General features: G+C 72.9%; 17 protein-coding genes and 1 tRNA gene. 9 read left to right on the top strand and 9 right to left on the bottom strand.

Annotated elements, in window-relative coordinates; translation table 11 throughout:
- Positions 1–67 precede the first annotated feature (67 nt).
- Complete coding sequence (locus RMN57_RS26840; RefSeq protein WP_313765862.1) at positions 68–802, top strand: rhomboid-like protein; 735 nt, start codon at positions 68–70, stop codon at positions 800–802.
- Between the two features lie 90 nt (positions 803–892).
- Here RMN57_RS26840 and RMN57_RS26835 read toward each other — a convergent pair.
- From RMN57_RS26835 to RMN57_RS26820, 4 genes are all read right to left on the bottom strand, one after another.
- Positions 893–979 (bottom strand) — tRNA-Leu (locus RMN57_RS26835).
- 82 nt (positions 980–1061) lie between these two features.
- Positions 1062–2393 (bottom strand): hypothetical protein, encoded by a 1332-nt coding sequence (locus RMN57_RS26830; protein ID WP_313765861.1) that lies wholly within the window; start codon positions 2391–2393, stop codon positions 1062–1064.
- 142 nt (positions 2394–2535) lie between these two features.
- Positions 2536–2664, bottom strand: a complete 129-nt coding sequence (locus tag RMN57_RS26825; RefSeq protein WP_313765860.1) for a DUF397 domain-containing protein — start codon at positions 2662–2664, stop codon at positions 2536–2538.
- Positions 2627–3574 (bottom strand): helix-turn-helix transcriptional regulator, encoded by a 948-nt coding sequence (locus tag RMN57_RS26820; protein WP_313765859.1) that lies wholly within the window; start codon positions 3572–3574, stop codon positions 2627–2629. The genes RMN57_RS26825 and RMN57_RS26820 overlap by 38 nt, the downstream gene beginning before the upstream one ends.
- A 179-nt stretch (positions 3575–3753) precedes the next feature.
- Here RMN57_RS26820 and RMN57_RS26815 point away from each other — a divergent pair, with 179 nt between their 5' ends.
- Positions 3754–4224, top strand: coding sequence for an ATP-binding protein (locus RMN57_RS26815; protein WP_313765858.1), 471 nt, complete (start codon positions 3754–3756; stop codon positions 4222–4224).
- 151 nt (positions 4225–4375) lie between these two features.
- On the top strand, positions 4376–4762 hold the full coding sequence (locus RMN57_RS26810) for a hypothetical protein (protein WP_313765857.1): 387 nt from the start codon (positions 4376–4378) through the stop codon (positions 4760–4762).
- A gap of 94 nt (positions 4763–4856) precedes the next feature.
- Here the strand turns inward: RMN57_RS26810 and RMN57_RS26805 are convergent, their stop codons facing one another.
- Positions 4857–5315, bottom strand: coding sequence for an Lrp/AsnC family transcriptional regulator (locus RMN57_RS26805; protein WP_313765856.1), 459 nt, complete (start codon positions 5313–5315; stop codon positions 4857–4859).
- Between the two features lie 63 nt (positions 5316–5378).
- Between RMN57_RS26805 and RMN57_RS26800 the strand changes: the two genes are divergently transcribed.
- Positions 5379–6248: an AzlC family ABC transporter permease gene (locus RMN57_RS26800; protein WP_313765855.1), complete on the top strand. Its 870-nt coding sequence runs from the start codon at positions 5379–5381 to the stop codon at positions 6246–6248.
- Entirely contained in the window at positions 6241–6576 is a 336-nt protein-coding gene (locus tag RMN57_RS26795) for an AzlD domain-containing protein (RefSeq protein WP_313765854.1), read from the top strand. The genes RMN57_RS26800 and RMN57_RS26795 overlap by 8 nt, the downstream gene beginning before the upstream one ends.
- A gap of 58 nt (positions 6577–6634) precedes the next feature.
- Here the strand turns inward: RMN57_RS26795 and RMN57_RS26790 are convergent, their stop codons facing one another.
- Positions 6635–7132 (bottom strand): cupin domain-containing protein, encoded by a 498-nt coding sequence (locus tag RMN57_RS26790; protein ID WP_313765853.1) that lies wholly within the window; start codon positions 7130–7132, stop codon positions 6635–6637.
- Positions 7133–7521: 389 nt separating this feature from the next.
- Positions 7522–8634 carry an FAD-dependent monooxygenase gene (locus RMN57_RS26785; RefSeq protein WP_313765852.1) on the bottom strand — a complete coding sequence of 371 codons (1113 nt, stop codon included), beginning with the start codon at positions 8632–8634 and terminating at the stop codon, positions 7522–7524.
- A 398-nt stretch (positions 8635–9032) separates the two neighbouring features.
- Here RMN57_RS26785 and RMN57_RS26780 point away from each other — a divergent pair, with 398 nt between their 5' ends.
- Both RMN57_RS26780 and RMN57_RS26775 read left to right on the top strand, forming a co-directional pair.
- Entirely contained in the window at positions 9033–9794 is a 762-nt protein-coding gene (locus tag RMN57_RS26780) for a DUF3152 domain-containing protein (RefSeq protein ID WP_313765851.1), read from the top strand.
- A gap of 147 nt (positions 9795–9941) precedes the next feature.
- Positions 9942–10937, top strand: coding sequence for a TetR/AcrR family transcriptional regulator C-terminal domain-containing protein (locus RMN57_RS26775; protein ID WP_313765850.1), 996 nt, complete (start codon positions 9942–9944; stop codon positions 10935–10937).
- Positions 10938–10985: 48 nt separating this feature from the next.
- On the opposite strand, the gene RMN57_RS26770 is transcribed toward RMN57_RS26775, so the two are convergent.
- Positions 10986–11951, bottom strand: a complete 966-nt coding sequence (locus tag RMN57_RS26770; RefSeq protein WP_313765849.1) for a helix-turn-helix domain-containing protein — start codon at positions 11949–11951, stop codon at positions 10986–10988.
- Between the two features lie 104 nt (positions 11952–12055).
- On the opposite strand from RMN57_RS26770, the gene RMN57_RS26765 reads away from it, so the two are divergent.
- Positions 12056–12679, top strand: coding sequence for a cysteine hydrolase family protein (locus RMN57_RS26765; protein ID WP_313765848.1), 624 nt, complete (start codon positions 12056–12058; stop codon positions 12677–12679).
- 49 nt (positions 12680–12728) lie between these two features.
- On the opposite strand, the gene RMN57_RS26760 is transcribed toward RMN57_RS26765, so the two are convergent.
- Positions 12729–13493, bottom strand: coding sequence for an NAD(P)H-binding protein (locus tag RMN57_RS26760; protein ID WP_313765847.1), 765 nt, complete (start codon positions 13491–13493; stop codon positions 12729–12731).
- A 117-nt stretch (positions 13494–13610) separates the two neighbouring features.
- Between RMN57_RS26760 and sigJ the strand changes: the two genes are divergently transcribed.
- Positions 13611–14522, top strand: coding sequence for an RNA polymerase sigma factor SigJ (gene sigJ / locus RMN57_RS26755; RefSeq protein ID WP_313765846.1), 912 nt, complete (start codon positions 13611–13613; stop codon positions 14520–14522).
- Positions 14523–14585 lie beyond the last annotated feature (63 nt).

Here is a 14585-nt window from a genome sequence, read left to right as displayed (position 1 = left end):
CGCCGGCCCCGGGGAACGACCTCCCCGGGGCCGGCGGCCCCGCCCGCAAGAGAACGGAACCGAAGCCATGGGCCGCCTCCAGCTCGCCGTCCGGGCCTACCCGAGGCGATCGCCGCTGACCTTCGCCTATGTGTGCCTGCTGCTGCTCACCCACGTCTGGGTCGAGTCCGTGCTGCCGGCCGACAACTCGGCCGTCCTGCTGCACCACGTCAGCACCAACCTGGACAACCTCACCGACCATCCGCTCTCCGCCCTGTTCGGCAGCGCCCTGTTCTTCGACGGCACCCTGACCGACGTCGAGTCGTCCAGCTTCGCGAGCACGTTCATCACCCTGGGCATCGGCGTCGCCTGCTGCCTGGCCTGGCTGGAGTACCGGCTGGGCACCACGCGGGCGTTCGGGGCCTTCCTCGCCGGGCACATCGGGGCGACGCTGCTCACCGCCCTGGTCATCACGGCCGCGCTCGGGCAGGGCTGGTACCCGGAGAGCGTGCGTCAGGCCTCGGACTTCGGCGTCAGCTACGGTGCCCAGGCCGTGATGGGGGCCGCCACCGCCCTGCTGCCGCGCCGCGCCCGGCTGCCCTGGGCGGTCTTCGTGCTCGGCTGGCCGCTCGGCGGCGCCGACTGGAGCGGGCCGCTGCCGGACTTCACGACGGTCGGCCACCTCCTCGCCGCCGGCATCGGGTTCGCCCTGGCACCGCTGGCCGCCGGCCGGGCCCGCACCCGGCAACGGCCGCGGGCGGGCGCCGACCGGCCCGGCGCCGACCGGCCCGCCGCGCCCTCGGCCGACGCCGGTCGGCCCTGAGGTAGGTCCAAGCCGGCCGCTTAGCCGACCGCGGGACGCCGCGGAGAAACGTGAAGGGCCCCTCACGAAACCGTGAGGGGCCCTTCACCATGGTGCGCGAGGGGGGAGTTGAACCCCCACGCCCTTTCGGGCACTGGAACCTGAATCCAGCGCGTCTGCCTATTCCGCCACCCGCGCATCTGGTGATGGGCTAAAGCTTAGCCCATCCGCGGGGGTGCTCCGAACCGGGTTTCCCGGCACCCCCGCGGAACGGGCGACGTCAGCGGCTCACGCGCTCCAGGATCCACTCGATCAGGGCGCCGGAGACGTGGCTGTGCTCGGTGTTGTCGGCGTCGAAGGCGACCTCGTCGAGATGGCCGGCGGCGAGGTCGGCATCGGTGATGGAGAGGGTCGTTTCGACGTTCCACCGGACCGGGTCGAAGTCCAGCGCGGCCGCACTGACGGACGGCACGAAGGTGCCGCTGCGGTACTCGTCGGAGATCTTCGCCTTCAGCGCGTCCGCGACCTTGCCGAAGGAGTCCAGGGTGCCGCCCGGCGCGCCGTCCAGCGCCGGGACCTCGGTGGTGGTGCTGCGCCGGACCGCCAGGCCGAGGTGCATGCCGCCGATCTTCTGCGCCTCGCCGCGCTCCGGCTGGAAGCGGGCGGTGGCGCTGGCGATCAGGGCCTGCCAGTCGAAGGCCACCTCGCCGGGGGGCAGCGGGAGGCCGATGCCGTCCCGGCGGCCGTTGGAGACGCCGAGCCGGAGCGGGCGCTGCGGGAAGTTGCCGACCCGCGCCAGGTCCGCCAGGAACTCCTTGCGCAGCGGGCTGGAGGTGGCCACCGGGCCGGAGTACTTGGAGTTCTCCACCCAGGCCCAGAGCAGCTGCTGCGCGGCCTCGCTGCGGATCAGCTCGGCCTGCTTGGGCTGACCGGGCGCCGCGGGGGTGAAGTCCTCGAAGAAGTAGGCCATCTGCTGGAGGACCAGCGGGATCCAGGCGCCGTTGTGCGGGGAGTCGTAGGAGAGGTAGGTCGCGGTCTGGTGGTCGACGCCCTCGTGCTCCAGCTTGGCGAGCGCGTAGCGGGTGACGATGCCGCCCATGCTGACGCCGCCGACGGTGAGCGGGGCGTCGCCGACGCGCTCGGCGATCACCCGCGTGATGGCGCTGATCGCAACGCCGGCGTTGGCCTGGATGTGGGTGTGGCGCTTCTCGAAGCCGATGAGGACGACGTCGATGCCGCGGGCGAGCAGCTGGTCGAAGAAGCCCGGCGTGCCGGGCTGGTACGGGGTGTTGAAGTAGGCGAAGAGATCGGGGAGTTCGCTGGGCCCGTAGTTGAAGCCGTCCGCGAAGAGGAACGGGCGCCGGAGGCCCAGCTTCGGGTTGGCGAGGTAGACGGCCGCCTGGCCCGTCGGGATCTCGCCCTTGTACGGGTCGCCGACCAGGTCCCAGGTGAAGTCGGCCGGGCGCGGCTCGCCGACGTCGATGCGCTTCGGGGTGGCGAACCAGACCTCCGGCTTCAGCGACGCGGCCAGCTCGGCCCGCTCGGCTTCGGTGGGCTCGGTCTCGCGCCCCAGGAGGGTGAGGGCGACGTCGATCCGGGGTTCCTGTGCCATGAGTACCGCCTCTGTGGTGGTGAGGAGCGATCATCAGCGCGCGCAGGGCGACGGTATCGGTTCGGTTACGGACGGCACCAGGCCGTGACCGAGAGTGGTCGAAAGTGTCCGGGTGGGACGGGGAGTGACGGAACGCGATCGGTCAGCCGAAGTCGCCGGCCCGGACGGCGGCGAGGAAGGACTCCCAGGCGGTGGCGGAGAAGAGGAGGGCCGGGCCCTGGGGGTCCTTGGAGTCACGCACCGGAACGACGCCGGGGAATCCGGGGGCCATTTCGATGCAGTTGCCCCCGTTGCCGCCGCTGTAGCTGCTCTTGCGCCAGGCAGACGCGCCGATCTCGTTCCTCGTCATCCCTGAACCCCTCCAGCGCATCAGCGATCAGCGCGAGCGAGGCGTCCACCGAGAGCACGTCCCCGCGGAGGCGATCATAGCTGCGCCGATGCCGGGCGACGATTGCCGCAACATCGCTCGGATGCCCGCGATCAAGGCTCTCCGAGTAGACCCAGTTCTGCCCGTCGGGCATCTCCAACAGCACCATGGAGGCATCGATGATCGTCCGCCGCGATGCGAAGGGCGCGACCTGGATGAGGATGTTGGGGAGCTGAGCGGCTGCCAGCAGGTGCTGCATCTGGCGACGCATCACACCCGGACCGCCGTAGACCGTCCGGATGGCACTCTCATCGAGAACGGCCAGCAGCAGGGGCCCGTCCGGATCCAGGAATCGCTTCTGCCGACCGAGCCTCGCGGCGGTCCGTTCCGCTATCAGTTCGGGATTTCCGGCCGCGTCGCTCGCCTCGAACACTGCTCGGGCATATTCGGGACATTGCAGCAGGCCGAGGACAACGCCGTACTGGAACACCCGAACGGCGACCGCCTCGGCCTCCATGTCCGCATGGTCCCGGAACCAGTCCGGGTGCTCGACCTCGGCCTCCCAGTCCACCCGGTCCCAGAGCCGCTTCAGCAGGCCGCCCGTCTTCAGCACCCGGTCGGCGTCCTCGACCGAGTCGGCCGGCATGCGCCGCTTGCCGCTCTCGTACCGGGTGATGTTGGTCCGGTTGCAATGGAGCAGCTTGCCCAGCTCCTCCTGCGTGTAGCCCAGCATCTCGCGGTAGAAGCGCAGTTCCTCGCCGAACATCACGGCCGAGCTCGCCGTCGGCCCCTGCTTCGCGCGCCGGTGTGACATGCCGACTCCCTCACGTGCCGGATGTGCCATGCACTGCCAATCGGCCGTCACCGTACCTCCGGGGCGCGATGATTGAGACCGGAACGCGATCGTCTGCCTGCGCAGCGTGAGGTGTGCGCCCCTGCCGCGAGCCGCTTCCACAACCCCCTTCACCCGCCACGCCCGGAGGCTGCCCCGTCATGCCCGAGACCTGCACCCACCACCGCCCCCACGAGTTCGCCGCCCGGCTGCGCTCGCGGCCCGACTCGACCCCGCTCGCCCGGCTCCTCCTCCGCGCCTACCTCAGCGGCATGCCGCAGGGCGAGCGCTATTCCGACATCTCCGAACTGCTCCTCGGCGAGCTCTTCGCCAACGCCGTCCAGCACAGCGACGCGCCGCCGGACCGGCTGGTCGAGCTCCGGTTCGCGCTCGTCGCCGGCCGTCTGCGCATCGAGGTGCACGATGCCGGCAGTGGCCGTCCCACCCCCCGCGCCTCCTCCTCCGACGACGAGCGCGGCCGCGGGCTCTTCCTCGTCAACGAGCTCGCCGAGCGCTGGGGTTGCTGCCCTCGCGCGGGTGGGGTCGGCAAGTTCGTCTGGGCGCTGATCTCCCCCGCGCCCGGCTTCGCCGATCCGACCGTCACCCGGGCCCGGACGGCCGTCGCGGTCTGACGACGGGCGGCGCCGACCGGCGCACTTCGCACCACCGCCCGCACCGCGTTCCCTCCAAGGTGGGGTTTGGCTCAACCCCCCGTCCGCCCACGACCGATGCCCCATTCGGCACGGGTCCGCACCTGCGGACCCGCCGACACGAAGGGGACACATGATGCTGCGGAGCAAGCGCGCTCTGGGGGCGGGCCTGTTGGCGGCGGCGCTGGCCGTCGGAACGGGCTGGGCCGTGCAGGCCAACGCGGACGACCTGACCACCGACAACTCGCCGGCCCGCGACTCGGCCTCCGCCGTCCAGGCCGTGGACGGCTACCAGCTGGTCACCCTGCCCAACGCCAACGTGCCGAACTTCCAGCGCCGTACCGTCTACTGCCCGACCGGTAAGAAGGCCCTCGGCGGCGGCGCCGAGGCCCAGGGCAACGACGCCATCCTGGTGGGCAGCTTCCCGACCTCCGACGGCCGGGGCTGGGTCGCCCTCGGCCGCCAGAACGCCTACAGCACCGTGGGCATCAGCGTCTACGTGATCTGCGCCAACGCCTGACCCCACCCCTCACACGGGACGAGCGGGGTGGCGGCGCTGCCCGCCGCCACCCCGCCGTCCACCGCAGCCGCCGCCCACCGGAGCCGCAGCCCCCTCAGCCGTCGTTCTTGATGATCTTCATGGTCAGGTGCGAGTCGACCCGGGTGACGGCCGGCAGCGCCATGAGCCGGGCGGTGAGGAAGCTCTCGTAGGCGGCGTGGTCCTCGACCGCGACGCTGACGAAGTAGTCGGGCCGGCCGAAGAGCCGACGGAACTCGACCACCTCCTCGTAGGAGGCCACCGTCGACTCGAACTCCTCCACCGTCTGCAGGTCGTTGACGCCGATCTCGACCGCGACCACCACCTCGAAGCCGCGGCCGGCCGCCGCCGGGTCGATCCGGGCCCGGTAGCCCGCGATGATCCCGGCCTCCTCCAGCCGCTTGACCCGGCGGAGGCAGGGCGGCGGGGTGAGGCCGACCCGCTTGGCCAGCTCGACGTTGGTCAGCCGACCGTCCCTGCGCAGATGGAACAAGATTTCACGATCGATGCCGTCCAGCATTTCTTTGTTGCTCATTCCGCAGTTACAGGGCAATGATTGGAAACCATATTACCTGCAATTCGCCCTAGAATTACGGGTATGGCTTCCGCACCCGCCGGGACGCTCGCGCGCCCCGAATCCCCGCCCCCACCCACTCCGGCCCCTGCCCCCACCCCCGCCCCGCGGGCCGACCTGGTTGCGGCGCTGCGGGACTCCAGCTCGGTGGGGCTGGGCCTGTTCCCGCTCGGGATCGCCTTCGGCGTGCTCGTCGTCCACGCGGGCCTGGACTGGTGGTGGGCCACCGCGTTCACGGCTCTGGTCTACGCCGGGTCGCTGGAGTTCCTGCTCGTGGGGCTGGTCGTCACCGTCACCCCGCTCGCCCAGATCGCCCTCACCGCGTTCCTGGTGAATTTCCGTCACGTGTTCTACGCGCTGTCCTTCCCGCTCCACCGTGTGCCGGGCCGCCTCGGCAAGGCGTACAGCACCTTCGGCATGACGGACGAGGCCTACGCGCTGACCACCGGCGCGGACGCCCGGTCCTGGAACGGCCGGCGGATCATCTGGCTCCAGGTGCTGTGCCAGGTCTACTGGGTGGCCGGCGGCACGGCCGGCGCGCTGTTCGGGGCGCTGGTGCCCGCCCGTCTGGTCGGCCTGGACTTCGCGCTCACCGCGCTGTTCGTCGTCCTGACCGTCGACGCCTACCGGGCCCGCCGGGACATCGCGACCCCTGCGCTGGCCCTGGTCTGCGCGCTGGCCGCGCGCTTCGTCCTGCCGGGACAGCTGCTGCTCGCCGCCACCGGCCTGTTCACCGCCGGGCTGCTGGTCCGGTACGCCCGGGCGAAGCACCGCACGCCGGAGGCCGCAACGGCGACCCCGACCCCGACCGCAACCCCGACCGCGACCGCAACCCCGACCGCGACCGCAACCCCGACCGCGACCGCGACCGCGAAGGAGCCGGCCCGTGCCTGACACGCCCTACCTGCTCGCCGCCATCGGCGTCTCGGCCGCCGTCACCTGGGGGCTGCGCGCTCTGCCGTTCGCCGCCCTCGCCCCGCTGCGGTCCAGTGCCGTCCTGCACTTCCTGAGCGTCCGCATGCCGGTCGGGGTGATGGTGATCCTCACCGTCTACTCGCTGCGCGACCTCCCCCTCGCCGGCCCGCTCCGGGCCACGCCCACCCTCCTCGCCCTGGCCGCCACCCTCGGCCTGCACCTGTGGCGGCGCAACGCGGTGCTGAGCATCCTGGGCGGGACCGCCGTGCACGTGGCCCTCGCGAGCACGCTCTTCGCTCACATGTGACCGGCGCCGGTCACCGACCGGCACCGCTCCCCCGCCCGCGGATCCGATTCGTCCACCGCTACTTCGCAGCCGCCTCCAGGGTGGCGCGCCAGAGCGGGCTGTCGACGTAGTGGTTGTCGTACAGCTCGGAGGAGTCCTTGATCTCCTGCGGGCTCGCCTCGCCGCGCATCACCCGGCCGAGCAGGCGCAGGTAGTCGAAGCGGGGCATGCCGGGGGTGAAGGTGAAGAGCACGTCGGCGGTCGAGCCGGGGGCGGCGGCGAAGGCGTGCGGGGTGCGCGGCGGGACGAGCAGGAAGTCGCCCTCGTCGAGCACCGTCACCTCCTCGTCGACGAGCACCTGGAGCGAGCCGCCGATGACGAAGAACAGCTCCGAGGCCCGGGTGTGGAAGTGGGCCGGCGCGCCGACGGCGCCTTCGGCGAAGGTGGAGCGGTAGCTGGTGATCGGGCTGCCGTCGGTTCCGCAGTCGGCCAGCAGGGTCATCACGCTGCTCGGGTCGCTGGTGGTCTCGGCGGTGGCGGCGCGGGTCAGAACGGGCTTGGCGGCGGTGCTGCTCACAGTGAATCTCCCCTGGTCAGTGGCGGCTCCGGCGTTCCGCCGTGGCCTTGTGATCACAACTCTACGAGCCCGAAAGACCGCTGATGTGGTTCATTCCATCACCAGAATCACGGGTCAATTTCCGAGGCGCCACCGGCCGTCCGGCGGGCGGCACGGATCGGTGCATCCCTCTCCTCTGCACACCGACTTCCCCCCAACGTGGGGTTTGGCTCAACCGATCGGCATGCGGGTGCCGATGCCCCATCCGACGCAAGTCCCGGCCGGGGCGGCGGAGCTGAGGGCCGCCGCCCCGAACACCGGCTCGACCGAGCCGAGTTCACCGGCCGAACCCGCACCCGGCGGGCGTCCGACCGCACCCGCCGACCGGCTCCACCGCCGGAGCCCTGCACTCAACGGTCCAGGCTGATAGCGTTCTTGGCCTTCTCCACCGACTCCTCCGAGGCCGGGCCGCCGGGGTTCTCGGTGGCCAGCGCCTGGTTGAGGGCGACGAAGGGGCGCATCCGCTCCTCGTAGCGCTCGAAGGCGGCGCGGTGGCCCTCGCCGGCGGCCGCGGCCCGGCCGAGCTCGTCGGCGAGCAGGTGGGCGCCGACCAGGGCGAGGCTGGTGCCCTGCCCGGACAGCGGGGAGGCGCAGTAGCCGGCGTCGCCGACCAGGACGGCGCGGCCGGCGGACCAGCGGTCCATGCGGACCTGGGCCATCTCGTCGGCGTAGAAGTCGGGGGCGCGGTGCAGCGCCTCCAGCAGCCGCGGGGTCTCCCAGCGCAGCGCCGCCATCCGCTCGGCGACCCGGGCCCTGGCCTCGTCGGCGTCCCGGACGGCCGGCTCCTCGCTCGCCCAGCCGAAGGTGACCCGCAACTCGCTGTTGCCGCGCACCGGGTAGATGCCGTAGCCGGCATCACCGTCGCGCTGCCAGACCTGCCAGTCCTCCAGGCCGAGGAAGTTGTCCGCGCCGAAGATGGCGACGTGCATCCCGAGGTGGTTCAGGTACTGCTCCTCGGGGCCGAAGGCCAGCCGGCGGACGCGGGAGTGCAGGCCGTCCGCGCCGACGACCAGGTCGAAGGTGCGGGGCTGCGCGTGCTGGAAGGTGACGTGGACGCCGTGCTCGTCCTCCCGCAGGCCGGTGACGGCGTCGCCCCAGATGAACTCGGCCTCGTCCGCGGCGCGTTCGGCCAGGATCGCGACCAGGTCCTCACGCAGCAGTTCGACGTCCTCGCTGTCGAGCCGGCCGCTGCTGAAGGTCGCCTCGGTGGAGCGGTGCACCTCGGCGCCGTCGCCGTCGAGCACGGACATGCCGCGCATCCGCGTACGCACGGCGCGGACCTGCTCGGTCAGGCCCATCCGGCCGATCACGTCGAGGGCGACGCCCCGGATGTCGACCGCCTGGCCACCGCGGCGCGGGCCGGGGGCGAGCTCCACCACGGTCGGGGCGAAGCCCTGACGGCGCAGCAGGTGGGCGAGCGCGGTGCCGGCGATGCCGCCGCCGGAGATGAGCACGGTGTGCACGGGGACTCCCTGGTTCAGGTCGGTGCGATTTCTGCCTGTACGCCGTAAGCGACGAACTGAATGTACGACGTAAATTCAGAGACCGCAACCGCATCCACCAGCACATACAGAGCAGACCTGTACTAGTACAGCTGGCGCGGGAGCCGCAGCGGCGCACCCGGCTCCGCCACCCGGGAGGGAGCGTTCAGGATCAATTCGGTACGAAAAGGAGTGAACTTCCGACGCTTCCTGAGCGTGGTTCTGATGGACACCGATCGTCCGCCGAGGCCGATCGCCGACGTCCAGGAGTTGCCATCGTCATGTCCGTCCACGACACCAGCCACCGACACGGGACAGCCCAGCACGGGGAAGCACGCCAGGGAGAGGCCCGGCCGGAGAGGCCCCGCGGGGGCGGGCTCTTGAAGGGCGCGCTCGCGCTGCTGCTGGTCGCGGCCGTGGCGGCCGGACTGCTGTGGTGGCACCCGTGGAGCGGGAAGACCGCCGGGCCGAAGCCGTTGCAGTTCACCAGCGCCACCGGCGGCTCCGACCGGTTCGGCACCGGAGCACACCTCTACCGCTACAAGGTGCGGGTGGAGGACGGGCTCGCCGAGCGGCCCGAGCAGTTCGCCGCCGAGGTGGACGCCGTCCTCGGGAACGTCAAACTCGGCTGGGCCGCGGGCGGTGAGGTGTCCTTCCAGCGCGTGGCCGCCGACCCGGTGGACTTCACCGTCTACCTCGCCACCCCGAAGTCCACCGACCGCATATGCGGCCAGTACGGGCTGGACACCGGCGGCTGGGTGAACTGCGGCGCCGGCCACCAGGTGGTCATCAACGTCAAGCGCTGGACCGAGCTGTCCGAGTTCTACGTCGGCCGCCCCGAGCTCTACCACGCCCTCGCCGTCAACCACGAGGTCGGCCACATCCTCGGCAACGGGCACGTCGACTGCCCGGGCCCGGGCGCCCCGGCGCCGGTGATGCAGCAGCAGATCAAGGGCCTGAACGGCTGCGTCCCCAACGGCTGGCCCTACTCCGACACCGGCGCCCTGCTCACCGGCCCACCCACCCCGGACGCGATCCCCAGCCAGGGCGCCACACCCGCCCAGGGCGCCACGCCCGGCCAGGGCAGCACGCCCGCCCAGGGCGCCACGCCCGGCCGGGCCACCGGGGCGGCCATGCCGTAGCCGCGGCCGTCCCGTAGCCCCGGCCGGGCCGTCGCCGGGGCCGCCGGCCGCCGCGGCGTGAGCGGCTGCGCCGTGAATCCGCGCTGGTAGGGTCGGAGCCAGTACAGAGCGGCCAGCGACACAGCGATCCTCCGAGGAGTCGGCACCATGGCACCGGAGACGGAGCCGCCCTTCCAGCGCATCGCCGCCGAGCTCCGCCGGCGCATCGCCACCGGGGAGCTGGCGCCCGGCGAGCGGGTGCCCTCCACCCGGCGGATCGCCCAGGACTGGGGCGTCGCCCTGGCCACCGCCACCAAGGCGCTCACCGTGCTGCGCCTGGAGGGCCTGGTGGAGGCCCTGCCCCGGGTCGGCACCGTGGTGGCGGCACCCGCCGGGCCGACGGCCGGCAGCCCAGCGGCACCCGCCGCCCCGGCGGACGGCGCGCCCGGGCAGCAGCACCGCTCCCCCGCCGCCGACGGCGAGTTGAACCGCGAGCGGATCCTCCGGGCCGCCCTGGAGCTGGCCGACGCCGAGGGCCTGGCCGCGCTCTCGATGCGGGCCGTGGCGGCCCGGCTCGGCGTCTCGGCGATGTCCCCGTACCGGTACGTCACCAGCAAGGACGAGCTCGTCCTGCTGACGGCCGACCTGGCCTTCGGCGAGGCGGCCTACCCCGCCGAACCGCCCGCGGGCTGGCGGGCCCGGCTGGAGGTGGGCGCGCGCACCCTCTGGTCGCTGTTCCGCCGCCACCCCTGGCTGGCGCAGCTCAGCCCGGTCACCCGGCCGCTGGTGCTGCCCAACCTGATGGCGCACGCGGAGTGGGCGCTCGCCGCACTGGAGGGGCACGGACTGGACGCCACGACCGTGCTGGACACCCATGTGCTGCTCTACAGCTACATCGAGGGGATCGCCGTCAACCTGGAGCGCGAGGCCCAGGCGCAGGCCACCACCGGCCTCACCGAACAGGAGTGGATGGACAGCCGGACCCCGGCCCTCGGCGCGCTCATCGCCTCGGGCCGCTTCCCGGCGTACACCCGGCTGGTGGCCGACCTCCCGGACGGCTACGACCTGGACCTGGACGCGCTCTTCGAGTTCGGCCTGGCCAACCTGCTGGACGGCCTGACCGCCCGCATCGAGCGGGCCGCCGCCGGGCACGACCGGGACTGACCGGCCTCCGGATGCCGACCGACCCCGACCCGGCGGCCCCCGGGCCCGCTATCCCGCCTCCCGCCCCCGGAAGGTGCGGCGGTACTCCCGCGGGGCGACGCCGACGCGCGAGGTGAACGCCGGGCGCAGCGAGACCGCCGAGCCGAACCCGCAGCGGACGGCGACCGCGTCCACCGGCAGGTCCGTCTCCTCCAGCAGCCGCTGGGCGAGCAGCACGCGCTGCTCCAGCAGCCAGCGCAGCGGCGTCGTCCCGGTCGCCTCGACGAACCGGCGGGCGAAGGAGCGCTCCGACATCAGGGCCAGCCCGGCCATCCGGGCGACCGTCCACGGGGTGTCGAGTGCGGCCAGGACGTCGGCGCGGGCCCGGGCCAGGGCGTCGTCACCGCGGCCGGTGCCCTCGGGGACGGGCGAGGGGATGAACTGGGCCTGCCCGCCGGCCCGGAAGGGCGCGGTGACCATGGCCCGGGCGATGGTGGCGGCGGCCTGCTGCCCGTGGGCGGCCCGGACCAGGTGCAGGCAGAGGTCGATGCCGGCCGCCACCCCGGCGGAGGTCCAGAGGTCGCCCTCACCGGTGAAGAGCACCTCCGGGTGCACGTCCACCTCCGGGAACCGGCGGGCGAGTTCGGCGCTGAGCGCCCAGTGCGTGGTGGCCCGGCGGCCGTTCAGCAGCCCGGCCTCGGCGAGCACGAAGGCGCCCGCGCAGAGCGAGGCGACGGTCACCCCCCGCTCGTGGGCGGCCCGCAGCGCCGCCAGGACGGCCGGGTCGCACGGCTCCCGGACGCTCTCCAGGCCCGGGACGACGACCAGGTCGCACCTGGCGAGCTCGTCCAGTCCGAAGTCCGGCACCCGTTCCAGCCCGCCGCCCAACCGCACCCGGGCCCCGGCCGGCCCGCACACCCGCAGGTCGAACGACGGCAGCCCGGGCCGGGTGGACCGGTTCGACCAGACCTCGTTGATCACCGCATAGTCGAACGCCCGCACACCGTCGAAGATCAGGCAAGCCACCGTACGCATGGCAGCCAACCTACGTCGTGGGGCCGCCGCGGTGGCAGGATTCGATCGATGGGTGGCGGCGGCGCCCATCACGGCGCGCGCTCCGGCCGCAGCACGATGGACGCATGACGAACACCAGCGCTTTCGACGCCCCGCTCACCATCGACTCCGACGCCGTCCTGATCGTGATCGACGTCCAGAAGGGCTTCGAGGACCACGCGTTCTGGGGCGAGCGGGACAACCCCGAGGCGGAGCAGCGGATCGGCGAGCTGATCGACGTGTGGGAGGCCACCGGCCGCCCGATCGTCACCGTGCAGCACGCCTCGGCGGGCGGTCCGCTCGTGCCGGGCACCCCGGGCTACGAACTGAAGGACTTCGTCGCGGCGGCCAGGTCCGACCTGCACATCACCAAGCAGGTGAACAGCGCCTTCTACGGCACGCCCGACCTGCACGACTGGCTGCAGCAGCGCGGCGCCCGGCAGGTGGTCATCACCGGGATCATCACCAACGTGTGCAACGAGACCACGGCCCGGATGGCCGGCAACCTCGGCTACGACGCGATCTTCCCGGCCGACGCGATGCACGCCTTCGACATGACCGGCCCCGACGGCGTCACCGTGCCCGCCGCCGAACTCGCCCGCGCCACCAGCACGGTGCTGCACGCGATGCGGTTCGCGAAGGTGGTCGACACCGGGACCGTGGTCGCCGCGGCCGCCGCCGGTCGGCCCGCGGCGGCCGGCGCGCGGTAGGGCCGGTGGGCCCGGCACGATGCAGGGCCGACGCGGTCCCGCCGGCACGTCAGCCCACCCGCTCGGCCAGGAACTCCTCCCAGGTGCGCCGACCGGTCTGCGCGCCGATCAGGGTCAGGTTGTCGCCGGCCCGGTAGGCCCGGCCGACCTTGCCCGGGACGCGGACCGGCAGCATCGGCCGGCGCCGGCCGCTCGCCCGGAGGTAGCCGCGGACCAGGTCGGCCATCGGGTACACGGTCGGCCCGGTCAGGTCGGGCACCAGGCCGGCCGGCTCGTCCAGGGCCAGCTCGACCAGCCGGGCCGCCACCTCGCGCGAGTCGACCGGCTGCCAGCGGATCCCGCCCGGGGCCGGGACCACCGGCATCTTCGCCATCCCGGTGGCCACCTTGAGCGCCAGGTCGTGGAACTGCGCCGCGCGCAGCGTGGTGTACGGCAGGCCGGAGTCGGCGACGGCCTGCTCCGCGCCCAGCTTCGAGCGGAAGTAGCCGAGCGGGAGCCGGTCCGCACCGATCACCGAGATGTAGACCAGGTGCTCCACGCCGGCCCGCCGGGCGGCCCGCACCAGGTTCCGGGTGGCCACGTCGTCGCCCTTGGCGCCGCCCGCGAGGTGCAGCACCGTCCCGGCGCCGGCCACCGCCGCCTCGATCCCCTCGTCCCCCAGCAGGTCGCCGGTCACGTAGGTGACGCCGTCGGCGGACGGGCGTGCGGTGCGGGTGAGCACCCGGACGTCGCGGCTGGCCGCGCGCAGCAGCGGGAGGACGTGGCCGCCGAGGGTGCCGGTGCCGCCGGTCACGAGGAGCGGTGAGTTCGCCATGGTCGTCTCCGATTCGTCCGACCGGGAGTGGATCTCCGGCCTCGACCGTTAGGTTTCGTGGTCCTGCAGTGCGTGGTTCTGCAGCTATGACCCGGGGCGACGGAGGAATGTGACACGGTGATCGGGAATTCTTTGCCGGCCGGCGGACCGGCCGACGTACGGACCGGGCTCTTCGAGGAGCACCGGTCGCATCTGCGCGCCGTGGCGTACCGGATGCTGGGCTCGCTCAGCGAGGCCGAGGACGCGGTCCAGGAGGCCTGGCTGCGCTACGACCGGACGGACACGGCCGAGGTGGAGAACCTCGGCGGGTGGCTCACCACGGTGGTCGGGCGGATCTGTCTGAACCTGCTGCGCTCCCGCGCGCAGCGGCGCGAGGAGTCGCTGGAGTCGCGGATGCCCGACCCGGTGCTCGGGCGCGAGGGCGTGGTGGACCCGGAGCAGGAGGTGCTGCTCGCGGACTCGGTCGGGCTGGCGCTGATGGTGGTGCTGGAGTCGCTGTCGCCGGCCGAGCGGGTGGCGTTCGTGCTGCACGACATGTTCCAGGTGCCGTTCGAGGAGATCGCCCCGCTGATCGAGAAGACCTCGGCCGCCACCCGGCAGCTGGCCAGCCGGGCCCGCCGCAAGGTCCAGGGGCAGGCGCCGGCGCCCGACCGGGACCTCGCCCGGCAGCGGGTAGCCGTCGACGCGTTCTTCGCCGCCACCCGGACCGGGGACCTGGAGGCGCTGCTCTCGGTGCTCGATCCCGAGGTCGTGCTGCGCGCCGACGGCGACGTCGGCCGGATCCGGCAGACCGTGGTGCTCAGCGGCGCCCGGACGGTGGCCAGCCAGGCGGTCCTGTACCGCTCGCTGGCCCCGTACGTCCGCCCGGCGCTGATCAACGGCGCGGCCGGCGTGGTGGTGATCGGCGCCAACGGCAAGCTGGTGTCGATCATGGCGTTCACCGTGGTCGACGGCACGATCGTCGCCATCGACGTGCTGACCGACCCCGAGCAGCTGCGCGCCCTCGACGTGACGCCGTTCGAGGACTGAGCCGGCGACGCACGACCGCCCCCGCACGCGATTGCGTGCGGGGGCGGTCGGGTCAGCGGTGCG

The sequence above is a fragment of the Kitasatospora sp. CM 4170 genome (genome assembly GCF_032110285.1).
Classification (GTDB): Bacteria; Actinomycetota; Actinomycetes; order Streptomycetales; family Streptomycetaceae; genus Kitasatospora; species Kitasatospora aburaviensis.
The sequence above is the reverse complement of the archived record's forward strand: the minus strand, read 5'-3'. Positions and strand labels throughout refer to the sequence as shown.